General features: G+C 66.9%; 8 protein-coding genes. All 8 read left to right on the top strand.

Annotation, left to right across the window (positions count from 1 at the left end):
• Window positions 1–121: 121 nt before the first annotated feature.
• Entirely contained in the window at window positions 122–1,885 is a 1,764-nt protein-coding gene (gene arc, locus DMH08_RS36415; RefSeq protein WP_026401670.1) for a proteasome ATPase, read from the top strand.
• Window positions 1,886–2,033: 148 nt separating this feature from the next.
• Entirely contained in the window at window positions 2,034–3,551 is a 1,518-nt protein-coding gene (gene dop / locus DMH08_RS36410) for a depupylase/deamidase Dop (protein WP_199748175.1), read from the top strand.
• A 290-nt stretch (window positions 3,552–3,841) separates the two neighbouring features.
• On the top strand, window positions 3,842–4,051 hold the full coding sequence (locus DMH08_RS36405) for a ubiquitin-like protein Pup (protein ID WP_026401672.1): 210 nt from the start codon (window positions 3,842–3,844) through the stop codon (window positions 4,049–4,051).
• Window positions 4,052–4,160: 109 nt separating this feature from the next.
• Window positions 4,161–5,360: an endonuclease VII domain-containing protein gene (locus DMH08_RS36400; protein ID WP_233618023.1), complete on the top strand. Its 1,200-nt coding sequence runs from the start codon at window positions 4,161–4,163 to the stop codon at window positions 5,358–5,360.
• Window positions 5,361–5,516: 156 nt separating this feature from the next.
• Window positions 5,517–6,362 (top strand): proteasome subunit beta, encoded by an 846-nt coding sequence (gene prcB / locus DMH08_RS36395; RefSeq protein ID WP_026401673.1) that lies wholly within the window; start codon window positions 5,517–5,519, stop codon window positions 6,360–6,362.
• 21 nt (window positions 6,363–6,383) lie between these two features.
• Window positions 6,384–7,127 carry a proteasome subunit alpha gene (prcA, locus tag DMH08_RS36390; RefSeq protein ID WP_125620720.1) on the top strand — a complete coding sequence of 248 codons (744 nt, stop codon included), beginning with the start codon at window positions 6,384–6,386 and terminating at the stop codon, window positions 7,125–7,127.
• Window positions 7,128–7,337: 210 nt separating this feature from the next.
• A complete protein-coding gene (gene pafA / locus DMH08_RS36385) occupies window positions 7,338–8,696 on the top strand; it encodes a Pup--protein ligase (protein ID WP_026401675.1) in 1,359 nt (452 codons plus the stop codon).
• Window positions 8,697–8,905: 209 nt separating this feature from the next.
• Window positions 8,906–9,268, top strand: a 363-nt coding sequence (locus DMH08_RS36380; protein WP_148108637.1) for an FKBP-type peptidyl-prolyl cis-trans isomerase, incomplete at its 3' end; no start/stop codon positions are given.

Genomic DNA, 9,268 nt, shown 5'->3' with positions numbered 1-9,268 from the left:
CCCGCACACCCCCGACACCCACCCGCACGACACGAGAACCGAATGGGCAGGTTACGGAAGCCCTCCAGATAGGTAGGGTCTCAGTAGGTCGTCGGCTCTCTTCGTGAGGAGGTGACGGGGCGTGGCCGCTCGTGACGAAGCTGGGGCGCGCAGAGCGCAGCACGACAAGGAGGTCAAGGACCTCCAAACACAGATCTCCTTCCTGGAGGAGGAGATCACCGTGCTGCGCCGCAAACTCGCGGAATCCCCGCGCCAAGCACGCGTGCTGGAAGAACGTCTCCATGAGGCACAGGCCAACCTGGCCGCAGTGACCGGTCAGAACGAGCGTCTCGTAGCGACCCTCAAAGAGGCTCGCGAACAGATCGTGGCGCTCAAGGAGGAGGTCGACAGGCTCGCACAACCACCCTCCGGATTCGGGGTCTTCCTCGGAACCCGCGACGACGGAACCGTCGACATCTTCACCGGGGGACGCAAACTCCGCGTCAACGTCAGCCCCGCCGTGGACGTCGAAGAACTCCAGCGCGGCCAAGAGGTCATGCTCAACGAGGCCCTCAACGTCGTCGAAGCCCTCGAGTTCGAAGAACAAGGCGAAGTCGTCATGCTCAAAGAGCTCTTCGACGACGGAGAACGCGCCCTCGTCATCGCGCACGCCGACGAGGAACGCGTCATCAAACTCGCCGAACCGCTCCGCGGCGTCCCGCTCCGCGCCGGCGACTCGCTCATGCTCGAGTCCCGCTCCGGATACGCCTACGAGAAGATCCACAAGGCCGAGGTCGAAGAACTCGTCCTCGAAGAGGTCCCCGACATCTCCTACAACGAGATCGGCGGCCTCGGCGGCCAGATCGAACTGATCCGCGACGCCGTCGAACTGCCCTACCTTCACGCCGACCTGTTCCGCGAACACCAGCTCCGGCCCCCCAAGGGCGTCCTCCTCTACGGACCGCCCGGATGCGGCAAGACCCTCATCGCCAAGGCCGTCGCCAACTCCCTCGCCAAACAGGTCGCCGAGAAGACCGGCAAGGAGGGCAAGAGCTTCTTCCTCAACATCAAGGGGCCCGAGCTCCTCAACAAGTACGTCGGCGAAACCGAACGCCACATCCGGCTCGTCTTCCAGCGAGCACGCGAGAAGGCATCCGCAGGCACCCCCGTCATCGTGTTCTTCGACGAGATGGACTCCATCTTCCGCACCCGCGGCTCCGGAGTCTCCTCCGACGTCGAGAACACCATCGTCCCGCAGCTCCTCAGCGAGATCGACGGAGTCGAAGGGCTCGAGAACGTCATCGTCATCGGCGCCTCCAACCGCGAGGACATGATCGACCCCGCGATCCTGCGCCCCGGACGACTCGACGTCAAAATCAAGATCGAGCGCCCCGACGCAGAAGCCGCCAAGGACATCTTCTCCAAGTACATCCTCAGCGGCCTCCCGCTCCACCCCGACGACCTCAAGGAGCACGACGGCTCCGAAGAGGCCACCGTCGACGCCATGATCCAGCGCACCGTCGAACGCATGTACGCCGAAACCGAGGAGAACCGCTTCCTCGAAGTCACCTACGCCAACGGTGACAAGGAAGTCCTCTACTTCAAGGACTTCAACTCCGGCGCCATGATCCAGAACATCGTCGACCGCGCCAAGAAAATGGCCATCAAACAATTCCTCGACACCGGGCAAAAGGGCATGCGCGTCACCCACCTGCTCGCCGCCTGCGTCGACGAGTTCAGCGAGAACGAAGACCTGCCCAACACCACCAACCCCGACGACTGGGCCCGCATCTCCGGCAAGAAGGGCGAGCGGATCGTCTACATCCGCACCCTCGTCTCCGGAACCAAGGGCGCCGAAGCCGGACGCTCCATCGACACCGTCGCCAACACCGGCCAGTACCTCTGACCCGACGACCACGCACGCGGCGGCCCCACCCCGAGGGGGGCCGCCGCGCGCACGTCACCACCATGCGACCACACCGGCACCACGACGAACCCGCCACGACACACCGCCCCCGTGGCTCCACCCCCACCGCCCCGATAGGCTCGACGATATGACTGTTCGGCGGGTGATGGGCATCGAGACCGAGTACGGCATCTCCGTACCGGGCCAGCCAGGGGCCAACGCGATGGTGACCTCGTCCCAGGTCGTCAACGCCTACCTCGCGGCATCGGCGGCACGCGCCCGCCGGGCCCGCTGGGACTTCGAAGAAGAGAACCCCCTCCGCGACGCCCGCGGCTTCGACCTCGCCCGCGAGGTCGCCGACCCCACCCAGCTCACCGACGAAGACCTCGGCCTCGCCAACATCATCCTCACCAACGGCGCCCGGCTCTACGTCGACCACGCCCACCCCGAATACTCCGCCCCCGAATGCACCAACCCCCTCGACGCCGTCATCTGGGACAAGGCCGGAGAACGCGTCATGGCCGACGCCGCCCAACGCGCCGCCATGGTCCCCGGCACCAACCCCATCCAGCTCTACAAGAACAACACCGACAACAAGGGCGCCTCCTACGGCTGCCATGAGAACTACCTCATGCGCCGCGAGACCCCCTTCGCCGACATCGTCCGCCACCTCACCCCCTTCTTCGTCTCCCGCCAGGTCGTCTGCGGCGCCGGCCGCGTCGGCATCGGCGTCGACGGCCGCGGCGACGGCTTCCAGATCAGCCAGCGCGCCGACTTCTTCGAAGTCGAAGTCGGCCTCGAGACCACCCTCAAACGCCCCATCATCAACACCCGCGACGAACCCCACGCCGACCCCGAGAAGTACCGGCGCCTCCACGTCATCATCGGCGACGCCAACCTCGCCGAGCTGTCCACCTACCTCAAGCTCGGCACCACCTCCCTCGTCCTCGCCATGATCGAGGACGGCTTCCTCACCACCGACCTCTCGGTCGACATGCCCGTCGCCTCCCTCCGCGCCGTCTCCCACGACCCGTCCTGCAAGCACCTGCTCACCCTCCGCGACGGCCGCAAGATGACCGCCGTCCAGCTCCAGATGGAGTACCTCGAGCAGTCCCGCAAGTACGTCGAGGACCGCTTCGGCGCCGACGTCGACGACATGACCAAGGACGTCCTCGACCGCTGGGAGTCGGTCCTGCACCGCCTCGGCGACGACCCCATGCAGCTCTCCCGCGAGCTCGACTGGGTCGCCAAGCTCGCCCTCCTCGAGGGCTACCGCAGCCGCGACGACATCGACTGGTCCCACTCCCGCCTGCACCTCGTCGACCTGCAGTACGCCGACGTCCGTCCCGACAAGGGCCTCTACAACCGCCTCGTCGACCGCGGCCGCATCGAACGCCTCATCACCGAGGACCAGGTCGAGGCCGCCATCGACGACCCGCCCGAGGACACCCGCGCGTACTTCCGCGGCCGCTGCCTGCGCCAGTACGCCGACAACGTCGCCGCCGCCTCCTGGGACTCCGTCATCTTCGACGTCCCCGGCCGCGAGTCCCTCCAGCGCGTCCCCACCCTGGAGCCCCTGCGCGGCACCAAGGAGCACGTGGGCGCCCTCCTGGACCGCTGCCGCACCGCGGAGGCCCTCGTCGCCACCCTGACGGGCCAGGACTGACCTGAGCACCGCGCAACGGCCCTGACCAGCGCACATGCCCGTCCCCGGCGGCAACAGGCCGCCGGGGACGGGCACACGCTTTTCCGGCCCCTCCGCCCCGCGATGACCTGGGTAAACGGCCGACGTCTCCGTATCGAGACCGGTATGCCCGTTTCATTGCTCTGCGGACGGGCGATAACCCGAGCATGCCCGAAGCCCCCCGCCGAGGCGGACGAAACGGACCGCAAGATCCACTCGTCGCCGAAGATCGGGGATAAGGTCGAAGGCAACGGCAGGATCGGAGGTACGTGATGGCCACAAAGGACACCGGCGGTCAGAAGCAGACCACGCGGCGCACGGACGAGGTCGAGGAGACCGAGGCCACGACCAGCGAAGACGTCCAGGAACGCCACGAGGAACTGACCGACGACGTCGACAATATCCTCGACGAAATCGACGAAGTCCTCGAGGAAAATGCGGAGGAATTCGTCCGTGGATTTGTGCAAAAAGGCGGACAGTGATGGATAAATCGGACATGTCCGATTCCATCAACTAATAAAGGCTTTCGAGGTCGCTCGCCGAACTCGAAAGTGTTGTCGAATCATGGGTGGGGCTGATAAAGTCCCACCCATGATTTCTGAAAAGAAGTGCAAGGACTGTGGAAAGGTCAAGGCGGCCGCCGAGTTCTGGAAGCGCAAGGCATCGCCGGACGGTCTGGCGCTCTACTGCAGGGACTGCTTCGCTCAGCGGAACTCCGCCTCGTACCGCAAGAAGCAGGCATCTCTGGGGAGGAAGACGAAGGACTTCAGGAGACGTCGAGAAGATCCTCAGGGAATGAAGTACTGCCCGCGATGCGAAACGGTCAAGGCGCTAGAGGACTTCGGCAACAATCGGTCTAAAGGTTCTGGAAACTCCTCTTACTGCAAGCCCTGCTGGAACACGATCACTCGGGAGCACAGGGAACGCAGGCACGGCAGCAGCCGCAACTACCTTCTCAAGCTCCGGTACGGCCTCACCGAAGAGGAGGTGCGGCAGATGACCGTCCAGCAGGGCGGTGTCTGCGTCATCTGCCTCCGCGCCGCTGCGAAGCACGTCGACCACGACCACTTCAGCGGCGCCGTCCGGCGCATCCTGTGCTTCAAGTGCAACGGGGCGCTCGGCCAGTTCGAGGACGACCCTCAGCGCATGCTCCTCGCCGCCGACTACCTCGAACTCCGTGGTTCCCAGGCCCGAATGCTCGAGAACGAGTTCGGCGAGCCGGTCTTCCGCAGGCGTACTCGCGTGGAGTTGCGCGGACTGAACCGGGTGGCGTGGGGCACCTTGGGCGGTACTTCGCGCGCCGGTCACCTGCACCACCGATACGGGATCACGGAGTCCGACGCGGACCGGCTCTTCGAACTCCAGGTCGGCCTGTGCGGGGTCTGCAGCGATCGTCCCGGCGAGCACATCGACCACGATCACGGCACCGGGGCCGTGCGCGGGATCGCTTGCACCGGATGCAACACCGGTATGGGCCAGTTCGGTGACGACGCCACGTGCCTCCGCCGCGCCGCGGACTACGTGATGGGGGAGCTCGTCAGGACGGTGGCCCTGCCGGACGGGACGACGCGTCTGTCGTTCACGTGCCCGGACGTGGATCCGGCGACGGTCCCGCTGAACGGCTGGAAGCCGTATCGCGACGCGGACGGCGAGCGTCGGCGCGGTGACCCGTCCTTCGGGCGTCGTGCCGGGGACGGGTTCACGCCGCTCGAGGTCCTGGTGCGGGAGATCGTGGCGCGGAGCGGGGCGTCCGGTGGCTCGGCGGTGTCCGGCGCCTCGGCCCGCTCGTAGGGTTCCGCGGAGCCCCGCCGGGTCGGTCGGTTCGCCGTGGGCTGAGCCGGTGGGGCGGGCGCGGCATGCAGGGGCGGGCGTTGAACAGTAGGGTCGTACTCGTCCGTGCCGGTGATCTGTGTGATGCCGGTGCCATGGTGGAGGGAAGGGAGTCGCGTGGCGTCCCACGATTCGCACACCGGGCGTCTGTCGAGCTTGTTCGCGAGCCCGGACACGTCTTCGTTCACGGAGTTCCTGGGGGCGTACTCTCCGGACCTGCTGCCCGGCGGGCGGACGCCGCCGGCGACGCCGGTCGGGGACGAGATTCCGCACGGGACGACGATCGTCGCGGTGACCTTCCCCGGCGGGGTGGTCATGGCGGGGGACCGGCGGGCGACCGCGGGGAACGTGATCGCGCAGCGCGACATCGAGAAGGTGTTCCGGGCGGACGAGTTCTCGGCGATCGCGATCGCGGGGACGGCCGGGATCGGCATCGAGATGATGCGGTTGTTCCAGGTCGAGCTCGAGCACTACGAGAAGCGCGAGGGCCGGACGCTGTCGGTCGAGGGCAAGGCGAACCGGCTGGCGACGATGGTGCGGCAGAACCTGGGCATGGCGATGCAGGGCCTGGCGGTGGTGCCGCTGTTCGCGGGGTACGACGAGGAGCGGGACGCGGGGCGGATCTTCTCCTATGATCCGGCGGGCGGCCGGTACGAGGAGCGGGACTTCCACTCGATCGGGTCGGGTTCGGTGTTCGCGCGGGGCGCGCTGAAGAAGCTGTTCCGGCGGGATCTGTCGGCGGAGGACGCGGCGCTGGTGTGCGTGCAGGCTTTGTACGACGCGGCGGACGACGATTCGGCGACGGGCGGTCCGGATCTGCCGCGGCGGATCTTCCCGGTGGTGGCGTCGGTGACGTCGGACGGGTACCGCCGGCTCGGTGAGGACGAGGTGGGGGCGCTCGCGCGGTCCGTGGTCGAGGCACGTTACGACTCGCCGGGCGGGCCGACCGCCCCGCTGCGATAGAAGGGATCCAGACCGGTGTCGATGCCGTTCTATGTGTCGCCTGAACAGCAGATGAAGGACAAGGCGGACTATGCGCGGAAGGGTATTTCGCGTGGCCGCAGCGTGGTCGTGCTGCAGTACGACGACGGCATCCTGTTCGTGGCGGACAATCCGTCGCGGGCGCTGCACAAGATCAGTGAGATTTACGACCGGATCGCGTTCGCGGCGGTGGGGAAGTACAACGAGTTCGAGAACCTGCGGCTGGGCGGTGTGCGGTACGCGGACATCAACGGGTACCAGTACGACCGCCGGGACGTGACGGCGCGGGGGCTGGCGAACGTGTACGCGCAGTCGCTGGGGACGATCTTCACGGAGACGAACAAGCCGTACGAGGTGGAGTTGGTCGTCGCGGAGGTCGGTGAGGACGCGGAGACGGACCAGATCTACCGGTTGACGTTCGACGGGTCGGTGGCCGACGAGCACGGTTACGTGGCGATGGGCGGTCAGGCGGACGCGGTGGCGCAGGCGCTGAAGGACGGGTTCCGCGAGGGGGCTCCGTTGGAGGAGGCGCTGCGGACGGCGGTGCGTGCGCTGGAGGCGCAGGATTCGGATCGTCGTCTGGAGGCGTCGTCGCTGGAGGTGGCGGTGCTGGATCGGAATCGGGAGCATCGGCTGTTCAAGCGGTTGGCGGCTCGGCGGATCGAGGGGCTGCTGGCGGAGGGGTCGTCCGGTTCGTCGGGCGGGGACGAGGACGGTTCGGAGTCGGGTTCGTCGGACGAGGACTGATTTCTGGTCGGGTGCCGGTGTCCGGGGTGTCCCGGTTGCTGTGAGCGTTCGCCGGTGAGGTCCGGTTTGTGGGCCCGTCGTGGTGGTGCGGTGTGTCGCCGTGGCGCCGCGGCGGGTCTTCGGTGTGTCGGGGGTGCTGTGGGGCGGGTCCCGGGAACCTTGTCCATCCGGGGACTACGAAGTTGGGGTCGGGGCGCATAGGGTCGTGGTGTGGACAGGCGCATCTTCGGGCTAGAGAACGAGTACGGCGTCACTTGCACGTTCCGTGGGCAGCGTCGGCTGTCTCCGGATGAGGTGGCGCGTTATCTGTTCCGGCGGGTGGTGTCGTGGGGGCGCAGTAGCAATGTGTTCCTGCGGAACGGGGCGCGGCTGTATCTGGATGTGGGGAGTCATCCGGAGTACGCGACGCCGGAGTGCGACAGTGTCGTCGATCTCGTGACGCACGACAAGGCGGGGGAGCGGATCCTGGAGGGTCTGCAGGTGGATGCGGAGCGGCGGTTGCGGGAGGAGGGCATCGCCGGCGACATCTACTTGTTCAAGAACAATACGGATTCGGCGGGGAACTCGTACGGCTGCCATGAGAACTATCTGGTGGGTCGGCACGGGGAGTTCGGCCGGCTGGCGGATGTGCTGATTCCGTATCTGGTGACGCGGCAGATCATCTGTGGTGCGGGGAAGGTGCTGCAGACGCCGCGGGGTGCGGTGTATTGCGTGTCGCAGCGGGCGGAGCACATCTGGGAGGGTGTGTCGTCGGCGACGACGCGGTCGCGTCCGATCATCAATACGCGGGACGAGCCGCATGCGGATGCGGAGCGGTTCCGTCGGCTGCATGTGATCGTCGGTGACTCGAACATGAGCGAGGCGACGATGCTGCTGAAGGTCGGTGCGACCGACCTGGTGCTGCGGATGGTCGAGGCCGGTGTGGTGATGCGTGATCTGACGCTGGAGAACCCGATTCGGGCGATCCGGGAGGTCAGTCATGACATGACGGGCCGGCGGAAGGTGCGGTTGGCGAACGGCCGGGAGGCGAGTTCGCTGGAGATCCAGAAGGAGTACTTCGTCAAGGCGCGGGATTTCGTGGACGCGCGGGGCGGTGACGCGACGGCGAAGCGGGTGCTGGATCTGTGGGAGCGGACGCTGCGGGCGGTGGAGACCGGTGATCTGGATCTGGTGTCGCGGGAGATCGACTGGGTGATGAAGTACCAGCTGATCGAGCGGTACCGGCGGAAGTACGATCTGCCGTTGTCGTCGCCGCGGGTGGCGCAGCTGGATCTGACGTATCACGATGTGCATCGTGATCGTGGTCTGTATTACCTGTTGGAGCGTCGCGGGGGTGCGGAGCGGGTCACGCGGGATCTGGACATCTTCGAGGCGAAGTCGGTTCCGCCGCAGACGACGCGGGCGCGGTTGCGGGGTGAGTTCATCCGCAAGGCGCAGGAGAAGCGTCGTGATTTCACGGTGGATTGGGTGCATTTGAAGTTGAACGATCAGGCGCAGCGGACGGTGTTGTGCAAGGACCCGTTCCGGTCGGTGGACGAGCGGGTCGACAAGCTGATCGCCGGTATGTAGCGGGTGCGTCCGGGGGTAGCGGGTGCGTCCGGGGGTGTCCCCCGGACGGGCTCGTGGTGTGGCCGGGGGTGGTTCCGGCTGGCCGGGCGGGTCTGCGGGGGTGTGGAGGGGTGTGCTGCGGGTGTTGGGCGCGCCCGGGCCTACTGGCGGGTCACTTTGGCGGTAGGGTGAGCGGCCAGCAGCGCTCGTCACCCCCGTGAAGGACCCGTATGCGCCGTCGTCGTCTCTCGGTCGTGTCCGCCGCCGTCGTGCTGTCCGTTCCGCTCGTGTTCGCGTCGTCGTGTTCGTTTTTCGGCGGCGGGGTGGACGTGTCGGTCAGCGGGGAGTTCGGGAAGGTTCCGGAGGTGGAGTTCCCGGACGGCGGTCCGGGGGATTCGCTGGCGGTGGAGACCCTCGAGGAGGGGGACGGGTCGGAGGCCCGGAAGGGCGATCTGGTGGTGGCCGATTATGTCGGTTACCGGTGGAACGATGATGAGCGCAAGCTCGTGGCGAGCAGTTACGCGGAGGGCGAGCCGGGGGTGTTCCCGACGGGGACGGTGGTCCCGGGGCTCGCGGAGGCGCTGGTGGGGGCG

The organism is Actinomadura sp. WAC 06369 (genome assembly GCF_003947565.1).
In the GTDB taxonomy this organism is placed as follows: Bacteria; Actinomycetota; Actinomycetes; order Streptosporangiales; family Streptosporangiaceae; genus Spirillospora; species Spirillospora rifamycini.
This window is presented reverse-complemented; position numbering and strand designations above follow the sequence as displayed.

Bases quoted from the DNA above. Each gene is read 5' to 3' on its own strand.
- dop (WP_199748175.1), top strand. From the start codon at position 2,034: ATGACTGTTCGGCGGGTGATGGGCATCGAGACCGAGTACGGCATCTCC.
- DMH08_RS36405 (WP_026401672.1), top strand. From the start codon at position 3,842: ATGGCCACAAAGGACACCGGCGGTCAGAAGCAGACCACGCGGCGCACG.
- DMH08_RS36400 (WP_233618023.1), top strand. From the start codon at position 4,161: ATGATTTCTGAAAAGAAGTGCAAGGACTGTGGAAAGGTCAAGGCGGCC.
- prcA (WP_125620720.1), top strand. From the start codon at position 6,384: ATGCCGTTCTATGTGTCGCCTGAACAGCAGATGAAGGACAAGGCGGAC.